The following is a 22,896-nucleotide window of genomic DNA, read 5'->3' as shown; positions in this document are numbered from 1 at the left end:
TTATTGAGCCTGAACATCTCAATTTTATCGGAATGGTCTTGTTGGTCAAACCCTAGAACCCTCCACCCGCATAGCGGGTGGTTTTCTGTTTCGCGCGTTTCACGCACTCAACTGGCTAAAGCCATAATGAAAAAAGACGCCGCATGGCGTCTTTTCGTATGTTTGACGAGTTATTACTGCTTTTCCTTCGTGTAATACTGGTATGCGAGTACCCCTAAAGCGACATACACGGCCGCTCTTAATACGGTGCCGAACGTGAAATATTCGAATGGAATCAAGACATGCAGTACATAAGCCCATAGGGCATAAGACAAATATTGTGTTGAGGCGCTGATCAGCGTCAGCAGCATACCGAATAGAAATGCCCAATATCCTATCGTGGACAGTATACTGATGACTCGCACATACTCATCAAGCCCGTAAATGAACAAGTCATTCAGGAGCATCGCGCCGACGCCCCCGAGCATGATATACAAATGATAAGGAAGCACGGACTGAATCCAGCGATACGGAGCCAGCCAAGCTCTTAACGATTGTCGTACTTGTGTAAATGGATGCATATTTGGTCCCCCTCGTCCCTTGTACCTTCGTGTTTACATTATGGCTGTACAGCTGCACCGCAATGATGGCAGAAAGGTTTCCCCTCCATCACTTCTCTTCCGCAGGAAGCACATTTCGGTGTCGCTGAGTCATTTTCAGTATCCTCTAGATTCTCCCTTCGGTCCAATACCTCAACCTCGATTGGAGCCGCAGCAGGCTGAACGAGATGGGTACCGCAAGAAGTACAAAAATTCGTACCCGTCGGATTGACTTTACCGCATGCAGGACAATGCACTTCTGATTTCAGACTCCTGATTTTTTGCTCGATTTGGTTGATCTCGCTTCTCATCCGGTTGATCTCATCTACGATCCGTACGCAATCTGCAGGAATCGTCTCCACGCCATGCTGCTGGGCGTGTCTATATACCAATTCCCCCATCTGAGTATACTGCCGTTGAATTTCTTTTTCCTTCGATGAAATCTGAAGCTTCAATCGATTTACTTCTACCGTCAACTGCGCTTTTTTTCCTGCTTCCGCAGCGCCTTGCTTCAAACGGTCAAAAAAATTATTCGACATGTCAGGCTCCCTTCCTTGATCCCCAATGCTTCTAAGCTGCTTTTTTGATGCATTATTATTTTATTCATATACACTATAACACATCGCTGACATCTGTGAATGTCTATCATGATGACGAAATGTCGATGAGAAAAACGATTGACGGCGTCCTGTGGTTCGGACATGAGTTCTTACGGGCATAAAGTAAGTATGGATGCGGGTTTAACTTTCTTATTTGGTCAAAAAAAGCAAGGGTACAATACCCGTGTTTTCACCTATTAGGAGGATGGCTCTGCTTTACGTTTTTTCATAAACGGCCACCCGTTATACCTGCCGAAAACACGCACCATCACCGGAATGAACAGCGGCAGCATGATAAAGGCATACAGCAATAATCCGCTGATTAATACGGTCGCGATCTGTAGAAGCGACATGACGCCGGACGGCAGCATGGCGGCAAACGTCCCTCCCAAAATCGCAGCCGCTGACATGATCACCTTGCCCATGTTTTCCATCGCTAGAATGATCGCTTCCTTCGGGTTCAGCGTTCGGTATTCTTTAAAGCGATCCATCAAGAAGATACTGTAGTCAATGCCAAGCGCCATCAGCATCACGAAACCGAAAAACGGTACGGCCCAGCTAATGCCCGAATAATCAAGCCAACGCATAAAGATAAGCTCCGTAACGGCCATCGATGTATAGAACGTCAAAATCAGAGATGCCATCATGTACAGCGGTATGATCAACGATCTGAACAAGATGATCAATATGAGAGCAATCCCAATCATCATCATGATCGCCGTCCGGTTGTAATCTTCGCCTGAAATGTGACGGAGATCATTATTTACACTGGTAACTCCGCCGATCGCCACCTCGGCATCAGGGTAACCGGCTGACGCCAGTGCCTCCTCTGCTTGGTCTTGAAGCACATCGATATGGTCCATCGTCTCCGTACTATACGGGTCCGTGCCAAAAACAACATCAAAAGATGCAATCCGCATGTCTGAGGACATGTATGTGGCAAGCATCTGCTGAAACTGCTGCTGCATCGCAGGATCACTGGAACCCGCCATCTGTGTGAGATCGATAGGTTCCCCCGTCGGCCTGCTGGCACTGCGTACGGCACTTACATCGTCTACCTCGGACAGTCCCTGAGAAATGCTCTCGATCGCCGCAAGACCATCTGTCATGGCCAGAGGCTCATCCCATTCGATCATTACAGTCGTCGGCAGTGTCTCTCCTGGACCAAATCGTTCCGCAACCAGATTAAAACCTTTCACCGAATCATATTTCTCGCCGATTTCATCAAGCGAATTAAAGGAAATCTCATTTTTATACAAGCCTAGGAACGGAAGTACCACAATCGCTATGACGATGATGGAAATGAGCGGGCGCTTCAGCGAGAAACGGCCCAAATGTCCCCACAGCTTACTCGGTGTATGCTCAAGCGTTTTTTTCGTCGGCCAAAACAGCACCTTTTGCAGCACCGCCATGAAGAAAGGCACCAGTGTGACCAGCGCCAACAGCAGCACGGCTACACCGACAGCTACAGCTACTGCCGACCGGTAGAGCGTAAAGGTCGAAAAGCCAATGGACGTAAATCCAACCAATACGGCTAGGCCCGAGTACAGCACCGTTCTGCCTGCCGAACGATAAGTAGCCAATATGGCTTCCGTCGTACTGGATTGGTGAGACAGCTCTTCTTTAAATCGGCTGATCAGCAAGATGCAATAATCCGTTCCGATCCCGAACATGACGGCAACCATGAAGATCTGCGTATATGTAGACAACGGAAAATCAGCAAAATCCACCAGGAACGCAACAACCGACTGGGATACAAGGTAGCTGATCCCCACCGTAAGCAGCGGAATAAATGGTGCGACGACAGAACGGAATACGAGGAATAAGATGACCACAATCAGAATAACCGTAATGATTTCTGTACGTTTCAATCCGTCCTGCGAACTCTGAATTAAATCCTGGTTAATGACCCAATCCCCGGTTAAGTAATATTCGACGGAGACATCACTGAGCATCTCTTCAAGCTCAGATTGCATGACAGACGGTTCCTTGACCCCCAAATCTACCGTTAGCAGTGCAATCGCCGTCGTTCCGTCTTCGGACAACATCTGACTTGCCAATTCCGGCGCACCGAGATGCGTAACTAAAGATACGATCCCTTGATTCCCTTCTGCAGCCGCTGCCCCAAGCTTCTCTAAGCCCTTGCCGATCTCTCCCATATGCTCTTGGGTCAATCCACCCGCTTCATGAAAAACAAGCAGTGTTGAGGCCGTATTTGCATTTTCCGAATTGTTTTGCCGCATGTTTTGCGACAATTCAGCAGCGACGGATGAAGAGTAACCTTCCGGTACGTTAATTTGCCCTTTTTCTTTTACGAGTTCTGCTATATTCGGGGCAGTCAGCATCAGAATGACAGCAGCGGCAATCCATAATGCCAGCACAAGCCATTTAGCCTTCAATACGGTTTTCATCGTTTCCTCTACTCCCTTCCTCAAGAGCCAAAATGTTTGCCAATTTCTCGTAGGTTTCTATAAAGGTTTTCGCCTCGTTCTCCTCAAAATGATTCAAATAATGACTGAGCACCTCCTCAATTCTCACCTGAATCGTTCCATACATGGCATCTCCTTCTTCCGTCAGAGACAAATGCGTAACGCGTCTGTCATGCTCGTTTCCGATACGCTGGATCAAGCCCTTGCTGACAAGCCGCGTCACCATCGCGGTGATGGAGCTCTTGCTGACAATGAAAAAATCAGCCAACTGGGATGACGTACACTGCTTCTTCTGCTTTAAATACCGTAATATCGAGCATTGATCGCTGGTTAGACCATCCGGGATGCAGTCCTGCAGTGCGCGGCCCATCATGCGATTAATCGTCATCGTGGTATCTTGGTATCGTTCGATCAAATCCCGCAGCATTGTTTTATCCATAGCCTTACCTTCCATCCATTTAGTTTCACTAACAAACTATTCGACTATTTAACTATATAGAATTATTCCATCCATTTCAAGTCTGTTGAAAAATACTTCATAGACAAACACCTAAGCTGGAACCTTCGAATATATGTATTAGAGACAAAAATGAAGAAATTCAGGAGGTTTCCTATGCAAATACATGTTGTGAGGCCGGGGCAATCTCTATTTGGCATTTCTCAAGCCTTTGGAGTTCCCCTCAATACGCTGGCGGAAGCGAACGAGATTTCTCTACAGCAATCGCTGGTGGTGGGTCAAGCCCTCGTCATTCCTATTCAAGGCTCCTATTATTGGGTGCAGCCTGGAGACAGCCTGTATCTCATCGGAAGAAGATTTGGTCTTACTGCCCAACGATTGGCTCAAATGAACGGTCTAGATATCAATCGGCCGCTGCAGGTCGGACTCAGGCTCTACATTCCTCCGAGACCGAAAAGACGAGCCGAAGTCAATGCTTACGTAGAGCCCCGAGGCGAAGTAATGTCTCCCGGCTTAGTTGAAGCCTCGAGGAACGCGGCGCCTTATTTAACGTATTTGGCACCGTTCAGCTTCCGGATTAATCGCGACGGGACGCTGCAAGCTCCTCCGTTAGACAATCTAAGGGAAATTGCCCAGCAAAACAATGTGACGCTTATGATGGTCGTCACGAATTTGGAGGGAGATCAGTTCAGCCCCGAGCTTGGACAAATTATTTTGACGAACGAACAGGTACAAACAACGCTGCTAAACAACATTATCGAAACTGCCAGAAGATTGAACTTCCGCGATATACATTTTGATATTGAACATTTGCGTGAAGAAGACCGGGAAGCATACAACCGATTTTTGCGAAGAGCAGCCGATCGGATTCACGGTGAAGGGTATTTAATTTCCACCGCACTCGCTCCCAAAACAAGCGCCGAGCAGACAGGGGAATGGTACACCGCCCACGATTACCGCGCTCATGGCGAAATCGTCGACTTTGTCGTCATCATGACGTACGAATGGGGTTACAGCGGCGGACCACCGATGCCCGTCTCCCCCATCGGTCCTGTACGGCGCGTATTGGAATACGCCATTACTGAAATGCCCGCTTCCAAGATTATGATGGGCCAAAACTTGTACGGTTATGACTGGACCCTTCCGTACGAGCCAGGCGGCAGATTTGCAAGAGCGCTCAGCCCGCAAGCCGCCATCGCTCTTGCGCGCGAGAGGAATGTGGCGATCCAGTATGATTACACAGCTCAAGCCCCTTATTTCCGATATCAGGACGACGAGGGGAACAGCCATATCGTCTGGTTTGAGGATGCCCGCTCCATTCAAGCCAAGTTTGATCTGCTCAAAGAATTAAATCTACGCGGCATCAGCTATTGGAAGCTCGGACTCAGCTTCCCGCAAAACTGGCTGCTCATCGAGGACAACTTCAATGTGGTGAAAAGGTAAGAAAAAGAGCGCCTGTGAACAATGCACAGACGCTCTTTTAAGTTAGGAGATGAGTTCATACGAGCATAGGGTGGGCGTGGGAAATACCTCCGGGACTCCCTTGCAGTCGTGTTCTTTTAATTCGAATTTTCATGGTTATAACACGTCTGCAAAAGTCGCTCCTCCGGTATTTCCCACACCTTCTCTTCTTCGTTAGATCAATCATGTCACAACGAATGACCACCACATTTTTACTTTCTTATCTTTTAAGTTAGGAGATGAGCGTAGAAAGCTTCTCTACGTCCATTCCTTCCAGGCTGCCGACAACCTTCTTCGCGCGTCCTAGAAGTTTCGGATCGCCGATGCCTAGCGGCGTCATGCCCGCCAGCAGAATCGCTTCCACGCCGGCTTCGGCATCCTCTACACCGATGCAGTGCGCCGGATGTACCCCGAGTGCTTCGGCCGCTTTTAGGAATACTTCAGGATCCGGCTTACTGATTTCTACCGCTGCCGCATCCACAATATGATCGAAATACGCTTCTACCTGCAGCGAACGAATCACCGCTCCCGCATTTTTGCTTGCGGAAGCAAGGCCTACCTTGATGCCTTTTTCTCGAAGCTCAGCCAGCAGCTCCTTCACGCCGGGAAGCAGATCATCTGGCGTCACCTGCTGAATCAGCTTCTTATAGCGCTCATTCTTACTCGTCGCCAATGCCAGCTTCTCTTCCTCTGGCAGCTCCTTGCCGGCCCGATCTAGAATAAGCTGAAGCGAGGCAAGGCGATCGACCCCTTTGAGCTTCTCATTGTATTCTCGATCGAACGGAATACCCAGCTCATCGGCTAGCTCCTTCCAAGCCAGGTAGTGATATTCAGCCGTGTCGGTGATCACACCGTCCAAATCAAAGATCACTGCTGCCAGCTTGTGGTTTCTAAGCTCCTGACGTCCGCTCAATTGGAACGCCGCGCCGTAATGAATGACCTGCAGCGGCTCTCCTTCCAGCAGCGAGTATACCGTCGATTGATCCGTCACCTTAAGCTCCAACATCCTTCCGCTCAGTCGAATTCGGAACGTATAGGACTTCCAATTCCCCGGAATTTTCGGTTCGAAGGACACCTTCTCGCCGTCATGGCGCATCCCCGCGAAGCCGCCCACAATGCCCAGCCAGCTGCCGGCCATCGATGCCGTATGCACACCGTCTTTCACGTTATGGTGATAATCGTCGAGATCCATTCGGACGGATTGCATGAAATAATCATACGACTTTTCCATGTCTCCCAGATCGGCTGCGACAATGCCGTGAATGCTTGCAGATAACGAAGAGTCGTGAGTACACAGCTTTTCATAGTAATGGTAATTGCGAACCTTGTCCGTCCGTGAGAAGCGGTCATGCTGCAAATAGAAGGCCAGCACCAAGTCCGCTTGCTTCAACACCTGATGACGGTAAATATTGAGCGGGTGATAATGCAGCAGCAGCGGATACTTGTCCGCAGGCGTGCCTTCAAAATCCCAAGCCGATTTTTGCAAAAAGCTGTCATCCTGCCCAATGAGGCCATTCTCGCGATGAATGTACATTTCGTCTGCCATCCGGCGCCAAGTTTCCAGCTCCTGCGAATCTACGCCAAACTGTGAATGAATTTCGTTCCACTGCGCTGGATGCCCCCATTGCAGCGACTGGACCATAGCTAGTGTGAACTCCAGCTGGTCCTTTACCATGATGTTGGTATATGTGTTATTATTTACAATCGCCGTATACTCATCCGGTCCCGTTACCCCATTGATGCAAAAGCCTTTGCCCTCGATGAATTCGCCCAAATCGGCGAAAAAGCGAGAGGTTTCGATCAAGATGCCGATACCGTGCTCGATCAGAAAATCATCATCGTGTGTCGCTTCCATATATTTTCTAACCGCATAAGCAATATCGGTATTGATATGATATTGGGCCGTTCCCGCAGGGAAGTAAGCCGAAGCCTCTTCTCCATTAATCGTTCTCCACGGATAGAGTGCTCCCTTGTGTGCCAGCTCTTCTGCACGCTCCCGCGCCTTCGGCAAAATGTAGCTGCGGTATTCGAGCAGCTTTCTGGCAATCTCCGGCTGATTATATAAGAAGAACGGAAGATTATATGTCTCCGTATCCCAGAAATAATGCCCGCCGTAACCTTCACCCGTTAAGCCTTTGGCAGCAATGTTCGTTCGGCCGTCCCGTCCAACGGATTGGAATAGATGAAACGCATTGAAGCGAAGTCCCTGCTGAAGCGCCTCATCCCCTTCAATGTGAACATCCGCCGTCTGCCAAAACTGTGCCAGTTCCTCCGCCTGACGCTCTGCGTACCAATCGAAGCCTTTCGCCTTGGCTTTTTCCACCTCGGCCTTCGCCAGCTCCGTTAGCCGTTCCGCAGAATGGTCCAGCGAAGTATGGTAACTGATGAATTTATCCAACATTACCGTCTCGTTCTCTTTCACCGAAAGAGTGAAGATCTTGTCGATATGCTGCTCCCCTTGTTTCGTGTCCATCGTATAGGTGCCGCTCAGCTGATGATCCATCCCGCAGACAAGCTCAAAGCCCGTCACTTTCGTTTGTTGATGGACTGCACCGAATGTATCGTTCTCATGCAGTCCTCTTGTCAGCAGCACTTGACCTTGAAAAGCCGATCCTGCTCGCGGGTCGCCTTTGGACTCTTCGTTCGTCACCGCACCGTTCAAGGAGGAGATCAGCTTCACCTCTCCTGAGAAATTAAGCGGCTTTACCTCATAGCGGATCATCGCCAAATGCTTGCTCACGAAAGACGCCATCCGCGTCGAGCGAATCTCCACCCTTTTGCCGCTGTCCGTTTCCCACTCGACTTGGCGAATCATGATGCCCTTCTTCATATCCAATTGTCTGAAATAGCGGTGTACTTTGCCCTTATGCATCTGGAACGTCTGACCGTCAATTTGCAGCTGGATGATTTTACTGTCCGTTACGTTCAGCATCGTCTGATGATCTTTGGCATAACCGTAAGCTTCTTCACCGTAGATGATCGGCGTCGTATCGTAAAACCCGTTCAAATACGTACCATTCAAAGAAGGAACGCCTTCCTCAGGCCCTTCTTCAAATGTGCCGCGCATCCCGATATAACCGTTCGCGACCGTAAACACGGTCTCACTCCGGCGGTTATGCTTTGGATCATAAGACGTTTCCGTAATGGTCCAAGGCTCATAAGGGTATATTACGGTTCCTTTTTTCATTGCTGTCGTTCACCCCATGTTTTAGAAAAATTTATACAACTACAATTTCAAATCCCGTCGTATTGACCGGTACCTCTACTTTGTAGCTGTCCTTGCCTGTACGCGTCACATTAATGGAAATGACACCTTCGCCAATTCGAATATCGCGAGCCGTCAGTTCATTCATCGACTCCGGCAGCGCGGGTCCAAGCTTGATCGTTTTGGTTAGCGCATCCGGCTCAATACCGAGCATCGCTTGCAAGAACACAATCGATGTCGCAGCCGCCCACGCTTGCGGCGAGCATGTCGTTGGATATTGAACCAAATAACCAACATCCGCGCCGTGTCCGCAGAACAGCTCCGGCAAACGCTGATACTCGAACGCAGAAGACGCATCCAGCAAAGCGGAAATGACTCTGCTCGCTTCTTCCTTGAAGCCCATACGGCTCAAGCCCAATAAAATCATGCCATTGTCATGCGGCCAGACGCTTCCGTTATGGTAGCTCATCGGATAATAACCGATGTCATCCGTACTCATCGTTCGGATACCGAAGCCGCTGAACATATCCTGCCGGAGCAGACGCTTTGCTACACTCGCAGCTCTTTCCGATGAAGGCAGCTCGCCCATGAGCAGATGACCCGGATTAGAGGTGACGCTGTGCACCTTGTTTTGGTCTTTATCCAGCGCAATGGCATAGAACTGCTCATCTTCCATCCAGAACGCTTCTTCGAAACGCGACTTAAGCTGTGCCGCCTGCGTTTCGAGAGGCTCTGCCCTGTCGGTTTGCCCCATCGCTCGATATACGGCCGCCAGTCCTTTCTTGGCGTGGTACACGTAACCCTGTACCTCCGATAAAGCGATCGGGGAAGCTGCATAATGACCGCTTTCGTGCACGATCGAATTCGCCGAGTCCTTCCAGCCTTGATTCGGGAAACCTTTTTCCGCTTCCTGATGGTAGGTTAAGAAGCCTTTACCGGCTTGTTCCGCCTGATCAATCCATGCAAGCGCCCGTTCGATGTTCGGCTGCAGCTCCTCTACGAGAGAGAAATCGCCTGTCCAACGTACATATTCACTAATCAGGACGAGAAACAAAGGTGTGGAATCGACCGTTCCATAATAGGGCGAGAAAGGTGACTGCTTCGTATTCACCAGCTCCCCAAAGCGAAGCTCATGCATGATCTTGCCCGGCTGCTCATCTCGCCAAGGATCGGTTTTCGTCCCCTGATGAGCAGCGAGCGTTCTCAGCGTGCCCTGCGCCAGCTTGGGATTTAACGGCAGCATGAACAAGGAAGTGATCAAGCTGTCCCTGCCGAACGGAACGGCGAACCACGGCAACCCGGCAACCGGCGTATCTCCATAGCCTACATCCGTCAGTAGCATTCTCAGATCCTGCACACCGCGTGCAAACAAGCCGTTAAAGAGGTCAGAATCGGATTCCGCTTGAGCGGTGTCAGACACCCAATTCTCATAACTTTGATGCAGACGCTTCAAGCCTTCTTCGAACGTTAGGGCCGTACCGCCCTTTCCATCGATCATGGGTGTAATCAAGAAGCAGATTTGTCTTTCCTCTTTGGGATCGAGATGAACCTTGAAATGAACGTTCTCTTGTTCATCCACAGAAACATCATTCACATCCGTCTTCCATTTAATTTGCGTAGAGCGCTCAATTCGATCCGCCCCGCGGTATCGAATGGCAATACTTTCCGGACTCCAGAAACGCTCGACAATTTGGCCTACTTCGCCTGTACGATATTTTCGCACGATAAACATATCCTGAAAGTCGGAATCGAATGAAACCGAAAAATCAAAATCCACCGCATCTAAAAAATAATTGCTCAGGATAAATCTTTCATACAGTACTCCATCGTATATGAAACGCTCCCGATGGATCTCGATCGCGCCTTTATCCTTCTCATTTTTCATCAAACGAATGGACGCGACATAACTCTTATCCGAAGAAGAAGAAAGAAGTGCTGGCTTCTCGCCATCGATCTGCACATCCATCCGGCTTAAAAAACGCGTATCCTTCGTATATAAGCCGTGTCCATTTTCATCATCCAGCGCAATATCGCCGTTTAGATCCGTCAGTAAAAACAGATCGCCTTCTTTAATCACAGAATATTCCATCGCATAATCACTCCTTTATCTCTTACCGATCATTCACACCACTCGAAATCGTCCTTGTAATCCTCGCTCCGAATCAGGGCCTACCCACACATGAAACTCTCCAGGCTCCACCGCAAGCTGCAATCTCTCATCCCGCATTGCTAGATGGCTCGGAGTCAGCGTAAAGCGAACCTTCTTCGTCTCGCCGCTTTGCAAGAACAGCTTCTGAAAGCCTCTTAGCTCCTTAATCGGTCTGGTTACGCTTCCCACCAGGTCGCGTATATAGAGCTGCACCGTTTCAGCGCCATCCATAGGACCGCTGTTCTTAATTCGAGCGGTAACTTCAATACTGCCATCCACCATCATGTGCTCTGCGCTCAGTTGTAAATCGCTGTACTCAAATGTGGTATAACTGAGACCGTAGCCGAACGGGTACAGCGGAGTATCATCGACATCGACATAATCTTCATATAGATGAGGGCGGCCGGTATTTTTACGGTTATAGTAAATCGGGATCTGTCCTGCCGTCCGAGGAAATGTGACCGGCAATTTGCCGCTTGGATTATACGCTCCCGTCAGCACATCCACGACGGCATTTCCGGTCTCTGTCCCTAAGTGCCAAGCCTCCAATACCGCATCTGCATGCGTATGCACCCATTCCAATGCAAGCGGCCTTCCGCTCATCACGATCACCACTAAAGGCGTGTTTGTCTCGTTCTTGATCGCCTGCAGCAGCTTGAGCTGAGGCTCCGGCAGTTCGATATGCGCACGGTTGTAATGTTCTCCCGTCATATCCTCGCTCTCACCTACGACCACAACCCCCATATCGCTTTCCCTCGCTGCACGCACGGCTTCTTCGATGCCGCCTGCGATTTCCTCTTTCACTCCAGATCCCTTTACATAGGTCACTTCCGCCGAAGGAGATATTCGGGATATAAACGCCTGCCTAATGGTGACAACGTCCTCTTCTCTCCCTTTCCACGCCCAGCATCCCATGGAGTGGTGAGGATCGTCGGCGAGTGGACCGATCAGACTGATCTTGTTCAGAGCGGCAGGTTGCAGCGGCAGCACAGCTCCTTCATTCTTGAGCAGAACGATCGATTGACGTGCGCTGTCTCGAGCTTGCTCCAAATGCTCTCGATTGAAGAGAATCTGTTCACGCTTGTTGGAATCAATGTAGGGATATTCGAATAGACCCAGTTCAAACTTCATCTTCAAGACGCGCAGAACCGCATCGTCCAGCAGCTTCTGCAGTGAAGGCTGCTTCTGAATGATGTGCTCCAGATGCTCCAGATACACACCGGAATGCATGTCAATATCGACACCCGCCAGCAACCCTTTATATGCGGAATCCGCTCGGTCTTCTGCGTATCCATGGTAAATCATTTCCTCGATCGACTCCCAATCGCTCACAACGACGCCGTCAAAAGACCATTCCCCTTTTAAAATATCGCGCAGCAAAAAGCGGCTTCCCGAGGCCGGTACGCCACTGAGTTCTGTAAAAGCGCTCATGACAGATAATGCGCCTGCCTCGATGCCTGATTGAAATGGAGGAAGAATCGTCTCTCTTAATACACGCTCCGACATATCGGTTGTGTCGTAATCTCTGCCTCCTTCAATCCAGCCGTAGCCTGCAAAGTGCTTCACACAGGCTGCTGTCATCGGATAGCCGTTCTCATTCGGACTTTGGAAGCCCCGCACCTTCGCAGCAGCTGTCAGGCTAGCGTAATAAGTATCTTCACCCGTACCTTCAGCGATGCGGCCCCAGCGCGGGTCTCTCGTCACATCGACCATCGGGGCGAACGTCCAGCGAATTCCTTCGGATGCTGCTTCGATCGCAGCAATCCGGGCATTCTTCTCCATCATGTCCAAATCCCAGCTCGCAGCTTCCCCGAGCGGAATCGGAAATATCGTCCTAAATCCGTGAATAACATCATCACCGATGAGCAGAGGAATACCGAGACGGCTTTCCTCTACTGCAATTCGCTGCAGTTCATTAATTTTCTCGGCTCCATGAACATTGAGCAAGGAGCCAACCTTTCCCTCACGGATCAAGTCGATCTCCCTGTCCTCACATCGTCCGTACTGAACCATTTGTCCGATCTTCTCAGACCAGGTCATTCGCTCCAGCAGTTGACTGGCGCGATTCTCTATTTTTCCCATAACGACTTAAGGCCTCCTCCCGAATCTCAGACTTAACCTTTAACCCCCGCACTAGATACCCCTTCAATGTACTGCCGCTGGAAGATAAAGAAGAAAACAAGAATCGGAAGAGTAGTAAGTACAACCCCGGCCATAATCATCGGCGTATTCTCAAAGAACATATCCTTCACGCTGTTCAGACCGACGACCAGCACATATTTTTCGGGGTTGTTCGCGAGTGTACTTGGAATCAGATAACTGTTCCATGTCCCTGCAAAAGCGAGAATAGACATCGTAATCAACGACGAACGCGCCAGCGGATAGACCACTCTCCAGAACGCACCCATCTTCGTTAACCCGTCAATCCGTGCCGCCTCGATGAATTCACCAGGCACGCTGATAAAGAACTGTCTTAGCATGAAGACATAAAGCGCCTGATACAGAAACGGCACCGTCAACGCCATATACGTATTGAGCCAGCCGATCTCCGCCATATTGACATAGACCGGAATCAAAATCATATGATATGGCACCATCATCGTTGCAACGACGATCCAATACACAATCTTTTTCCCCGGGAATTCAAGCTTGGCCAGCGCGAATCCGGCCATTGGGTTGATGATCAGGTTACCGATCACCACAATCCCCGTCATAACGATCGTATTCCACAGCCACTTCTGCACATCGTAAGCGGGATTGGTAAAATACGTCTTATAGTTATCCAGCGTCCAATTCGCTGGACTGGTCAGTGTGTTAACGAACTTCATGCTGATGAAGGAAGTATACAGCGTGTAGAGAAAAGGAAAAGCGAACATCAGCCCAAGGGCAATCAGAACAATGTACATGATCGCTTTGTTGATTCGGTTTCGTGTTCTCATTTATTCGCTCACTCCTTCACGTCCAAGAATTTTTTCTGCAGGAAAGTAATCGCCAAGATGATAAAGAAGAAAATGACAACCGCTGCACTGCCGTAGCCAATGTTCATATAGCGAATCCCATGTTGGTAGAAATACGTGACGACGGTACTCGTCGCGCCCGCAGGCGAGCCCAGCGCACCGTAACGGGAGATCGCGGCGATTTGGTCATAAATTTGGAAGCCGAGAATCGTCGATACGGAAATAATAAAGAACGTGATCGGCTTCAAATAAGGAACCGTAATGTAGCGGAACTGATCCCACTTGGACGCTCCGTCAATTTGACTGGCTTCATACAAATCCTTTGGTACTTCCTGAAGACCTGACAAATAAACAATCATCGTGAATCCCGATTGCTGAAAGATGAACAAGATACAGACGAACAGCAGAGCATACTGCGGATCGGCATACCATGTTACATCTCCAAAACCGAATAAACCGAAGAAATCCGTCAGGAAGGTATCCTTCTTGAAGAGCATCATAAATACGGTCGTAATCGCAATTTGGGACGTGATATAAGGAACAAAGAAGATCGTTCTGAAGATCCCTTTTCCTTTAAGCTTTTGATTGACTAAGATCGCCATAAACAGTCCAAGAATGACTTGTACCGGAACCGCGATAATGACGATCAGCAAGGAATGCCAGACCGCCCGGTAAAATTCTTCGTCCTGCAAAATTTGAATAAAATTATCCAAGCCGATAAATTCCGCTTGATCCAAAGCTGCAAAATTCGCGTTTTGAAAGCTTCTAACAAATGACTGTATAAATGGGACCAAGAACCACCATGCCCACAATATTAAAAACGGCAGTACAAGCATCCACCCTAAGCTGCGATCCGAATCCGCCAACCGGCGAAACATGGATTGCTTGATCTTTCTGCCCGAATTCTCGTTGACATAATCCGACATCATGTACCTCCGTTCGTGTTTAAATGCGAAAAAATGAATACACAAGTGTTCCCACTTCATCCGAAGCGGGAACACTTATAAGTTCATCGTCTAATTTTTTTATTGAAATTGAGCTTGCACGCTGTCCAAAATCTCTTTTGCACTCTTGTCACTGCCGCCTAAAATGACAGCCTCGACTTGTTTCACCAATTCATCCGTAAATTTCTTCGTATCTACCGGATATCCGAAATCCGAGCTTGTTTCAAGCGAAGGCTCGATAGCCTTGAATTCCGGATTTTGCTCAAAGTATTTTGGAGACAAGGTTTTCAGTGCAGGGTTGAAGCCCAGCTCCATAAATTTCGTTTGAACCTCTTCATTTGTCATGTAGTAAGCCGCTTGAAGTGCTGCTGTTTTATTTTTCGCATCCTTCAATACAACGTAGGCATCGGAACTCATCGTGCTGCCCGCTGTCGTTCCTTGCGGAACTGGAATCGCGACATAATTCAAATCTGGATTTGCGTCAGCAAGGTATCCTTTGTACCAATAACCGCCTGTACTCATAGCGCCTTGCTCGTTGGCGAAAACTTCGCCGTCCCAACCGTATCCAAGGGTCTTAGGAGTAACTGCGATCCCTTCTTTGTACATATCCATAATTTGTTCTAAAGCCTGTACGTTTTCTGGGGAATTGATCGTTTCGCCGTTGCCCCAGCCTCCGCCGTAGCTTTTTGCATAGTTCGTAATATGAAATGCATCGATATTCGTGATCAGACCGTATACGCCGTCTTTGGTCAGCGTTTTAGCTGCTGCTTCTACCTCATCCCATGTGGTTGGATAGTCGCCAAGACCTGCTTCCTGCCACATGTCTTCATTAATGAAGAACATCGCAGGCATATCGCTGTTTGGAATACCGTACTGCTTTCCGTCTACCTGCCAAATATTCATGGAAGATTCCGGATAGACGGACATATCGATGCCGGCCGGCTCAATATATTCATCCAGCGCAGTAAAGAGCCCTTTATTGATATACTCAAATGCGCCTTCGTTCGAAATCTTGATAAAGTCCGGTGCAACGCCTGCCGCAATCTCACCCGGCAAGATGTTCCAGAACTGCTCGCTGCTTGGATACTGCTTAATGTTTAATGTGATATGCGGGTAAGTCTCTGAAATAGCGTCAGCCGCTTGTTGATACACCTGCAAATCCTGCGCCGTACCCCAGAATCCCATGGTGATCGTGACATCCTCTTGACCGGAAGCACCGGAATTGTTACCGGCATTTTCGTTTGTATTGTTGCCACCGCACGCCGTTAAGCCGACGATCAGAGCTAAACATAATACCAAAAATGTGGATCCCTTTTTAAATCTTCTCATTTCTAATCCTCCTCACTTTTTTGAAGACAATGACCATGATAACGGTTTCTGAGCAAAAAAAAATTAATCCATTTTGGATTAATTTTCATTTGATTATCTTTATTGTTTTCAGGCGCCTATTTTTTTATAAGTTTTTTCAAATGATCCACTTTTTTTTCATCAAATCACACTTTTTCATTTCGATACTCTTTCGGGGGCATGCCTTCATGTTTTTGAAAAACAATGGAGAAGTGAGCCTGACTGCTGAATCCAACGGCTTCTGCAACCTCGTAAATTTTTTTTCGGTAATCTTTCAGCAGCTTTTTCGCATGTTTAATCCTCACTTCATTGATATAATCAAACAAACCTTGCCCGACTTCCTGTTTAAACAGCCTGCTGATATAGTTCGGGCTTGCATGAAATTGGAGTCCCAGCAATTTCAGCGTCATATTTTGAGCATAGTTCTCTTCCACATACTCCAAAATATTGCGAATCAGCAAGCTGTAATCATGCTGCTGATTTTTGGAGCCCTTGCTGGATCGTTCAATAAAATAAGGCTTGTATAAATCGGTCAGCTTCTGAAACGATTCCGCTTGCTCAGCCTGACTTTTTACGTGCTCGTTCGTCACCCCGTCCTCCAGCATAAACAGAAGGCCCTCATAGACCGTTTTGACTTCAGCCTGGGACAAGCATTCCCTTGAACGAACCGTCGTTTCCCATTCCTCCAATTCATTCAAAAAATCTCCGAATCTCTCATCCATAATCGCGTTTTTCATATCTGATACCAAGGAGGCCGCCTTGTCCCGAACCGTATCGTCACAAGCTTTCACATTTTGGTAGTACAATATTTGCTCCTGTTCGTGGTAAAAGGAAGTCTCCATCGCTCTTTGTGCTTGCAAAAAAGCCTGATGTCCTTGACGGAAGCCTTGGAAAGTATCACTCACGGCGTAAACCGTCTCCACATTCACAAAACGCTTCAGAGAGCTGTTGATTCGCTGTATTAATTCCTGAATGCGGAGCAGTCCCGCCTGCAGGCTTCTCGACTCTCGATGACTGGAAACAACACAGTAAACATTGTCTTGAATCGGGACAAATTCAGTCTCGTTCTCCTTGCTGAGCAGTTCCGACGTAATATTGGAAATCGTCTTGTACAGCATCATTCGATTCTCTTCGGTATAACGCTGAAGAACTTCCGTATACGATCGAACTTTGAACGTAAATACGCGCATATTCCCTTCGAACAGCAAGGTTTTCGTCGGACCTTCCGCTTTGCCCAGCATCCAATCCCGCAGCTCGTTCTCCTTGAACAGCCGGGCGTTGCCCTGATGGTGTTGGTCTGATGCGTCTGCGTATTTTGACCTCTTTTCTTTCAGTTTTCTAAGGACCGAAATGATTTGCTCCGCATTCATATCGGGCTTGTGAAAATAGTCAACCGCCCCAAGCTTGATCGCCTGTTTGACATGCTCTACATCATCAAAGCTGCTCAGTACGATGACATCGGATGACATTTCCCAATCCTTCATCCTTTGAAGTACTTCCAGTCCGTCCCGCTTCGGCATTTTGATATCCAGTATGACAATATCGGGAGCAAGCTCATGGATCAGCTTTAAGGCTTCCTCCCCATCACTCGCTTCGCCAACGATCGTCATTCCTTCTTCCTTCCAATTCACTGCCGATTTGATTCCTATACGGACGAGCGGCTCATCATCCACAATCAACACGTTCATTGCTATTTATACCTCCTTCCCTGCTTGCTCGCTCGGAACAGCCGGAATACGTATCACCGCTTCAGTCCCCTGTTCGCCGGCACTGCGGTAAGATAAACCGTATTCTTCTCCGTAATGAAGCTCGATGCGTTTTCGAATATTTTTAATCCCGATGGAATTAAGCGGTATCGCACTTTCCTGCCCCTCTATACAACGGGACATAGTATCCGCACCAGATATTCCCCGGCCGTTATCAGACACAACCATATAAATCGTATCCGCTTCTTTATAAATTCGAATATGGAGATGCCCCATATAGTCAATTTCATCAAAGCCATGGAAAACGGCATTCTCCACTAAAGGCTGCAGCAAAAATTTAAGTGTTTTATATTGCAGCACTTCGGAGTCGATATCATACGCCACCTCGAATCTTCCAAAATAACGGAAGGACAAGATTTTCGTGTAGTTGCGGATAAACTCCACTTCTTCTTGAATCGATACTTCATTCTGCTCCGCTTTCGTAGTGAATTTAATGACTGAACTGAATGCTCCCAAGGCTTCTTCTATCCCCGCAGCTCCTTGAATTTTGGCCATCCATTTAATCACGTTCAGCGTATTGTACATAAAGTGGGGCTTAATTTGAGTTTGCAGGGCGACCATTTCCAATCTTCGTTTTTCTTCTTCTTTATTTACGATTTCATGGATCAGCTCACGCAGCTGCTTTAACATGTAATCGACCGTTTTGCTGATTTGACCGATTTCACCCGCTTCCATGTCGTCAAACGCAACGTCCATATTACCCGCGGCAACCCTGCGCATCCTCTTCTCCAGGCGGGATAACGGCTTTGTAATGGTCGTAGCCAAATAGACTGCTGTAGCAATCGATAATAACAAAAAGACAAACAAGCCGATGAAGAGGATAGCGGCAATCACATAAACAAAAGAGAACATTTCATTTTTCGGAATGACGGTCACGGCCAGCCATCCCGTTAATTCTGAATTCGACGAGATGAGGTAGGTGTCTCCGCTGCTTAACGCCTTTTGCTCATCCCTGTAGTGAAGCGATTCTGTTTCCTTTCCTAAGATGGTACCGGCCTTTGCGCCGATCTCCTCTTCATTTTCACTATAGATGACTCTGTCATTCTCGTCGATCAAGTAGAACCGGGTGTTTTCCGTGAAGGAGACCTCACTAGACATCGCATTCAATTTTTCTACATTCACATTGATCAAGATCATACCCAGCGTCTGCCTGGATTGTGGATCGACAATCGCCCTTCCTACAGACACCACAGGCGCCGCTTGACTTGACTGCAAAAGGTCCTGATGCACACCGATAAAGACATGCTTCCCTTTCTCCTCAGTGATGCGCCTCACAAAAGGCTCGTCGAAAAATTCATCCTGCAAATAGTGAAAATCCATATATTCCAAGCTGCTTCTTCCTATCACGATACGTTTATTCGTGTCGACAATCACCACATTATCAATGAGTTCAGAGTACAGCATAATGCTGTTTTGAATCATTTCATTCACCTGCTCAAAATCGTTCTGACGCTCATACAACGGATGCTCCACTTCACCATAATCTTTGAGCAGAATGTTCAATATCGTTTGATCCATTACAGGATACATCGAAAGCCTGATCAGCGGGTCCAAGGCTCCATTCAAGCTGCTGACAATTTGTTCATTACTGTCTACCGCCGCCTCCATCATCATCGTTCGATTCGAATCGACATAAAGCCATGAAATCAGCCAGCCGATTAGAAAAAAGGGAAGGATAATGAAGCAGGAAAAGGCGATGATTAATTTATGTTTTAAGCTATACCTTGCAAAATGCTTCTTCCATTTGCCCATACGATCGCATCACTCATTCTTATCTTTTTCTTCATCCAGTCCACGAATAGGATACGAGAGGGAATGATGTCTGTTATCATTCAGTCGGAGGCCTTCTTCAGAACAGGTCTATTGTCGCACGGCTTGACCGGGTCTGTCCAACCTGAAACACTCATTTCATTCTCCCCGCTTCACATGTAAAAAAACCCTTGGACAACTCAAATGTCCAAGAGTTTCTGCGTTCATTTCTTCAAGCCGCGAAACAGCCCAATGATTACGCCTATTTGCCTTTGCCGCGTTCATTGCCGCGCCCCTCGCCCGCCTTGTCCTCTTCGTCCCCGTTCTGCTCGTCATCTTCCGACTCGAGCTCGATTTCAACCTTCTGGCCGTTAGCAAATTTAATCTCCACTTCAAGCTTGCCGTTCACAGGCTGCTGCATATTCAAGGCTTTGAGTACTTGCTCCAGTATTTCCGGATTCGTCAATTCCGGCGTCAGGGCTGCTGACTCCAACAAGCTTTCCAGCTGCTGGATCGCTTCTTCACCCTTCACCTTTTCTTTTTTTCCGTCTGTCTTCTTTTCAATCTCCGCTTTGATATGTTCTCTATCGTTTTCATATTTCATCTCGATCGACTGCTTCTTATCATATTCGATCTTTAATTTAAATTCATAGATTCCTGCGGGCTGCTCGTGTGCGCTTTCCTGTTCAATGAAGCTCGCTTCGATGACCACTCCGTCTTGAACCGTCAAGGATACCGTATCGGAAACGGCGAGCTGCGATGCAGGAATAAACGTGTCTTGATAGGGCACCGCTAAATTCGGTGAAATCTTATAGGTCTGAGATTCTCCGCCCAACGTGACAACCGTGATTGAACCTGTTGCCGTGGCGTACACATCCGCTGTGACACTCGTATACACATCTTCCGTTACCGATTTATCATCAAACTGAATGTCCATGATTTCGCCAGTGACAACACCCGCGCCGGATTGCTCCAGCAGCCCTTCGCCTGTCCGAACGAGAAGTGAAGCGAGCTCCGCACGGGTGACATTCTTATTCGGTTTAAACGTGTCGTCCGGGTATCCGCTGACGATCCCTTCCTCCACCGCCACGTTCACATATCCAATCGCACCGGCTGCAATCGCGTCGGCATCTTTGAAATCCGGCAATACGTTCATCTGTGCCAGCGCCTCTTCTTCAAGACCGAGCGCTTTTACTAATAGACTTGCAATCCACACTCTGCTGGCCGGTTGATTCGGATTCAGCTTGTCCATCGAAGTATCGAACAATCCTTGCTCTAAAGCAACCGCGATATACCCCTTTGCCCATTTGAACTGCTTCTGTATCACGTTCGCATCCTTAAAGTACAGCTGAAGATCGGCAGGCTTCGCCTTCGCTTCTTCCTCTAATCCCATGAGCCTGACTGCGGCTACAACAGCTTCTGCTCGAGTCACGGGCTTGTTTGGCCGAAAGCTTCCGTCATCGTATCCGGACAATACATTTTTAAATTTCAGAATACCAATCGCTTCCGCCGCCCATTGGGCTTCATCCGTATCCGTAAACTCCATATCCAGCTGTTCGCGGTTTTCAGCGTTCTTCTCAGAATCCTCCGATGCTGCCGCATACCCTTGTGCTGCCAAGCCCAATACAATAATGAAAGACATCCATAATGGCATCCAACGAATTTTTCTCATGAATCGTGTCCCCTTTAATTCATATTTGCCTTTTGTTTCATTCACTTCTCCTAAATACTCTCCGGACAGCATCTCACTCCCAGCTTCATACGCAATGACAAGCAAAAAAGGCTCGCCCATGCCTCTGCGCATAGACTAGCCCCTAGTAGAGATGTTCGTCTTGGTGCAGCTGGCTGGCATGGTATTAGGTACCTTAGCCCCTGTAGCTTTGCGTCATCACCTTTCGATGATTTTGCCGATTGGATTCGTTTGGTTCGTACAAGGCCCTCGTGAGCCTGAGTCGTGAGTTGTTGACTTGGTTCGATGTTCTTATTATACCAATGATATCCTCATTGACAATACAAAAAATGATCAATTTCGATGATTTTAGACATAATTGTCATGCTTCTGGATCTCGTTAACTCGATTTGGATATAACCATCGCCCGGATGACAAACTAACCTTGTCAAACCTAAATTGGAAAGGAGCATCCTTGTCATGCCTCAAAGCCAAACACAGCAGCAGCAACAGCAGGCGATCATCCCCACACCGCCGCAAGTCATCACAACCAAAGACTGCCTTTATTTAAAAGATCAATTGTCGTGGGAACTGATCGCGATGAAAAAATGCAGGCACTTCGCCAATGAATGCTCAGACCCTGAGATTAAGCAGGCGATTGATCAGGCGGGCCAAATGCACGAGCGGCACTATCAGCTGCTGCTGAAGCATTTGCAAAACAACAATACAGCAGAAATGCAGAAAATGCATCAAATGCAGCAATAAGGAGGGACCACGGTGAATTCCAATCAAAGCTCACAAACGATCAAAAATCCGAAGCCGCCCTATGAACCGAAAGTAAAAGGACCGGAAATGAATGACCGTGACCGCGTCAATGATATATTGGCATTGGAAAAATATTTGACGGACAGCTTCAATATTTCAGCGAGAGAAGCCAGCCATCCGAGTTTGCATCAGGACATTATGACAGTCTTGAATGAGACGCACCAATGTCAATATGACATGTACCAGCTCATGTTCCGCAAAGGACATTACAAGCTCGAAGCCGAGGATCAGAATAAGCTGGATCAGGCTTATCAGCAATTCTCGGGTTACTCCAGTCAATTCCCTTATTCACAAAACGGAACACTGCAGTAGCGGCGAGGCAGTGAATAAGCGAAAACCCGACCTCAATCGGTCGGGTTTTCGCTTATTTAAGCCCCTTCGGTAACGACTTCGACATTGTCTAATCCGGCGCTTCGAGCGACACGCTTCAGCTGCATCTTCATAAAGAGCTGCGCCTCGGTTATGATGAACACAACCTCACGAAATCCGGTTTGCTTATATTTCTCGAACGATCCCTTCAAGCTCTCCACCTCTTGTGCGGAAAGCAAATCCATCGCTTTACAATCCACCCTTAGCGTATACGATGGACCATCCAGAGATGCCGTCTTTTTCTCATATTCGGCAATAAAGCGGGCGTAATCCTCCGCCGTAAACGTTCCCCCGATCTGCATCTCCATCACACGGTCCACCATATTTAGTTCAATCCGAAACGAGCCTTTGGCCATAGTTCCACTTTCCCTTCTGTACGCAATCTAGTTGTG

General features: G+C 48.0%; 17 protein-coding genes and 1 riboswitch. Of the genes, 3 read left to right on the top strand and 14 right to left on the bottom strand.

Annotated elements, in window-relative coordinates; genetic code table 11:
* Positions 1 to 173 precede the first annotated feature (173 nt).
* The 4 genes from ACFPXP_RS15895 to ACFPXP_RS15880 all read right to left on the bottom strand — a co-directional run bounded on the left by ACFPXP_RS15895 (position 174) and on the right by ACFPXP_RS15880 (position 4,045).
* The gene (locus tag ACFPXP_RS15895) at positions 174 to 560 is read right to left on the bottom strand and encodes a hypothetical protein (RefSeq protein ID WP_379895309.1); all 387 of its coding nucleotides are present in this window, start codon (positions 558 to 560) and stop codon (positions 174 to 176) included.
* Positions 561 to 598: 38 nt separating this feature from the next.
* Positions 599 to 1,117, bottom strand: a complete 519-nt coding sequence (locus ACFPXP_RS15890) for a double zinc ribbon domain-containing protein (protein ID WP_379895308.1) — start codon at positions 1,115 to 1,117, stop codon at positions 599 to 601.
* 257 nt (positions 1,118 to 1,374) lie between these two features.
* Positions 1,375 to 3,588 carry an MMPL family transporter gene (locus ACFPXP_RS15885; protein WP_379895307.1) on the bottom strand — a complete coding sequence of 738 codons (2,214 nt, stop codon included), beginning with the start codon at positions 3,586 to 3,588 and terminating at the stop codon, positions 1,375 to 1,377.
* Positions 3,566 to 4,045 (bottom strand): MarR family winged helix-turn-helix transcriptional regulator, encoded by a 480-nt coding sequence (locus ACFPXP_RS15880; protein WP_379895306.1) that lies wholly within the window; start codon positions 4,043 to 4,045, stop codon positions 3,566 to 3,568. Before ACFPXP_RS15880 ends, ACFPXP_RS15885 begins: the two co-directional genes overlap by 23 nt.
* Before the next feature lie 174 nt (positions 4,046 to 4,219).
* Here ACFPXP_RS15880 and ACFPXP_RS15875 point away from each other — a divergent pair, with 174 nt between their 5' ends.
* Complete coding sequence (locus ACFPXP_RS15875) at positions 4,220 to 5,506, top strand: glycosyl hydrolase family 18 protein (RefSeq protein ID WP_379895305.1); 1,287 nt, start codon at positions 4,220 to 4,222, stop codon at positions 5,504 to 5,506.
* Between the two features lie 250 nt (positions 5,507 to 5,756).
* On the opposite strand, the gene pgmB is transcribed toward ACFPXP_RS15875, so the two are convergent.
* The 9 genes from pgmB to ACFPXP_RS15830 all read right to left on the bottom strand — a co-directional run bounded on the left by pgmB (position 5,757) and on the right by ACFPXP_RS15830 (position 21,445).
* Positions 5,757 to 8,711 (bottom strand): beta-phosphoglucomutase, encoded by a 2,955-nt coding sequence (gene pgmB, locus ACFPXP_RS15870; protein ID WP_379895304.1) that lies wholly within the window; start codon positions 8,709 to 8,711, stop codon positions 5,757 to 5,759.
* Between the two features lie 31 nt (positions 8,712 to 8,742).
* A complete protein-coding gene (locus ACFPXP_RS15865) occupies positions 8,743 to 10,818 on the bottom strand; it encodes an amylo-alpha-1,6-glucosidase (protein ID WP_379895303.1) in 2,076 nt (691 codons plus the stop codon).
* Positions 10,819 to 10,851: 33 nt separating this feature from the next.
* Positions 10,852 to 12,960, bottom strand: coding sequence for a glycoside hydrolase family 3 N-terminal domain-containing protein (locus tag ACFPXP_RS15860; protein ID WP_379895302.1), 2,109 nt, complete (start codon positions 12,958 to 12,960; stop codon positions 10,852 to 10,854).
* Positions 12,961 to 12,992: 32 nt separating this feature from the next.
* Entirely contained in the window at positions 12,993 to 13,817 is an 825-nt protein-coding gene (locus tag ACFPXP_RS15855) for a carbohydrate ABC transporter permease (protein WP_379895301.1), read from the bottom strand.
* An 8-nt stretch (positions 13,818 to 13,825) separates the two neighbouring features.
* On the bottom strand, positions 13,826 to 14,761 hold the full coding sequence (locus ACFPXP_RS15850) for a carbohydrate ABC transporter permease (RefSeq protein ID WP_379895313.1): 936 nt from the start codon (positions 14,759 to 14,761) through the stop codon (positions 13,826 to 13,828).
* Positions 14,762 to 14,860: 99 nt separating this feature from the next.
* On the bottom strand, positions 14,861 to 16,108 hold the full coding sequence (locus ACFPXP_RS15845; RefSeq protein WP_379895300.1) for an ABC transporter substrate-binding protein: 1,248 nt from the start codon (positions 16,106 to 16,108) through the stop codon (positions 14,861 to 14,863).
* Positions 16,109 to 16,272: 164 nt separating this feature from the next.
* A complete protein-coding gene (locus ACFPXP_RS15840; protein WP_379895299.1) occupies positions 16,273 to 17,814 on the bottom strand; it encodes a response regulator transcription factor in 1,542 nt (513 codons plus the stop codon).
* Positions 17,815 to 17,820: 6 nt separating this feature from the next.
* On the bottom strand, positions 17,821 to 19,644 hold the full coding sequence (locus tag ACFPXP_RS15835) for a cache domain-containing sensor histidine kinase (RefSeq protein ID WP_379895298.1): 1,824 nt from the start codon (positions 19,642 to 19,644) through the stop codon (positions 17,821 to 17,823).
* Positions 19,645 to 19,903: 259 nt separating this feature from the next.
* Positions 19,904 to 21,445: an S-layer homology domain-containing protein gene (locus ACFPXP_RS15830; RefSeq protein ID WP_379895297.1), complete on the bottom strand. Its 1,542-nt coding sequence runs from the start codon at positions 21,443 to 21,445 to the stop codon at positions 19,904 to 19,906.
* Positions 21,446 to 21,474: 29 nt separating this feature from the next.
* Positions 21,475 to 21,560: riboswitch (cyclic di-GMP riboswitch) on the bottom strand.
* A gap of 230 nt (positions 21,561 to 21,790) precedes the next feature.
* Between ACFPXP_RS15830 and ACFPXP_RS15825 the strand changes: the two genes are divergently transcribed.
* The gene (locus ACFPXP_RS15825) at positions 21,791 to 22,075 is read left to right on the top strand and encodes a hypothetical protein (RefSeq protein ID WP_379895296.1); all 285 of its coding nucleotides are present in this window, start codon (positions 21,791 to 21,793) and stop codon (positions 22,073 to 22,075) included.
* 12 nt (positions 22,076 to 22,087) lie between these two features.
* Entirely contained in the window at positions 22,088 to 22,447 is a 360-nt protein-coding gene (locus ACFPXP_RS15820; protein WP_379895295.1) for a spore coat protein, read from the top strand.
* A gap of 56 nt (positions 22,448 to 22,503) precedes the next feature.
* Here the strand turns inward: ACFPXP_RS15820 and ACFPXP_RS15815 are convergent, their stop codons facing one another.
* Complete coding sequence (locus tag ACFPXP_RS15815; protein ID WP_379895294.1) at positions 22,504 to 22,860, bottom strand: hypothetical protein; 357 nt, start codon at positions 22,858 to 22,860, stop codon at positions 22,504 to 22,506.
* Positions 22,861 to 22,896 lie beyond the last annotated feature (36 nt).

The organism is Marinicrinis lubricantis (assembly GCF_042658665.1).
Taxonomy (GTDB): Bacteria; Bacillota; Bacilli; order Paenibacillales; family KCTC-33676; genus Marinicrinis; species Marinicrinis lubricantis.
Note: the sequence above shows the minus strand (reverse complement) of the source record. Positions and strands in the feature narration are given on the sequence as shown.

What these genes read in the sequence shown, in the direction of transcription:
- ACFPXP_RS15860 (WP_379895302.1), bottom strand. Translation starts at nt 12,960, where the DNA reads ATGGGAAAAATAGAGAATCGCGCCAGTCAACTGCTGGAGCGAATGACC.
- ACFPXP_RS15845 (WP_379895300.1), bottom strand. Translation starts at nt 16,108, where the DNA reads ATGAGAAGATTTAAAAAGGGATCCACATTTTTGGTATTATGTTTAGCT.
- ACFPXP_RS15875 (WP_379895305.1), top strand. Translation starts at nt 4,220, where the DNA reads ATGCAAATACATGTTGTGAGGCCGGGGCAATCTCTATTTGGCATTTCT.
- ACFPXP_RS15825 (WP_379895296.1), top strand. Translation starts at nt 21,791, where the DNA reads ATGCCTCAAAGCCAAACACAGCAGCAGCAACAGCAGGCGATCATCCCC.
- ACFPXP_RS15840 (WP_379895299.1), bottom strand. Translation starts at nt 17,814, where the DNA reads ATGAACGTGTTGATTGTGGATGATGAGCCGCTCGTCCGTATAGGAATC.
- ACFPXP_RS15880 (WP_379895306.1), bottom strand. Translation starts at nt 4,045, where the DNA reads ATGGATAAAACAATGCTGCGGGATTTGATCGAACGATACCAAGATACC.
- pgmB (WP_379895304.1), bottom strand. Translation starts at nt 8,711, where the DNA reads ATGAAAAAAGGAACCGTAATATACCCTTATGAGCCTTGGACCATTACG.
- ACFPXP_RS15815 (WP_379895294.1), bottom strand. Translation starts at nt 22,860, where the DNA reads ATGGCCAAAGGCTCGTTTCGGATTGAACTAAATATGGTGGACCGTGTG.
- ACFPXP_RS15835 (WP_379895298.1), bottom strand. Translation starts at nt 19,644, where the DNA reads ATGGGCAAATGGAAGAAGCATTTTGCAAGGTATAGCTTAAAACATAAA.
- ACFPXP_RS15855 (WP_379895301.1), bottom strand. Translation starts at nt 13,817, where the DNA reads ATGAGAACACGAAACCGAATCAACAAAGCGATCATGTACATTGTTCTG.
- ACFPXP_RS15865 (WP_379895303.1), bottom strand. Translation starts at nt 10,818, where the DNA reads ATGGAATATTCTGTGATTAAAGAAGGCGATCTGTTTTTACTGACGGAT.
- ACFPXP_RS15890 (WP_379895308.1), bottom strand. Translation starts at nt 1,117, where the DNA reads ATGTCGAATAATTTTTTTGACCGTTTGAAGCAAGGCGCTGCGGAAGCA.
- ACFPXP_RS15850 (WP_379895313.1), bottom strand. Translation starts at nt 14,761, where the DNA reads ATGTCGGATTATGTCAACGAGAATTCGGGCAGAAAGATCAAGCAATCC.
- ACFPXP_RS15830 (WP_379895297.1), bottom strand. Translation starts at nt 21,445, where the DNA reads ATGCGCAGAGGCATGGGCGAGCCTTTTTTGCTTGTCATTGCGTATGAA.
- ACFPXP_RS15885 (WP_379895307.1), bottom strand. Translation starts at nt 3,588, where the DNA reads ATGAAAACCGTATTGAAGGCTAAATGGCTTGTGCTGGCATTATGGATT.
- ACFPXP_RS15895 (WP_379895309.1), bottom strand. Translation starts at nt 560, where the DNA reads ATGCATCCATTTACACAAGTACGACAATCGTTAAGAGCTTGGCTGGCT.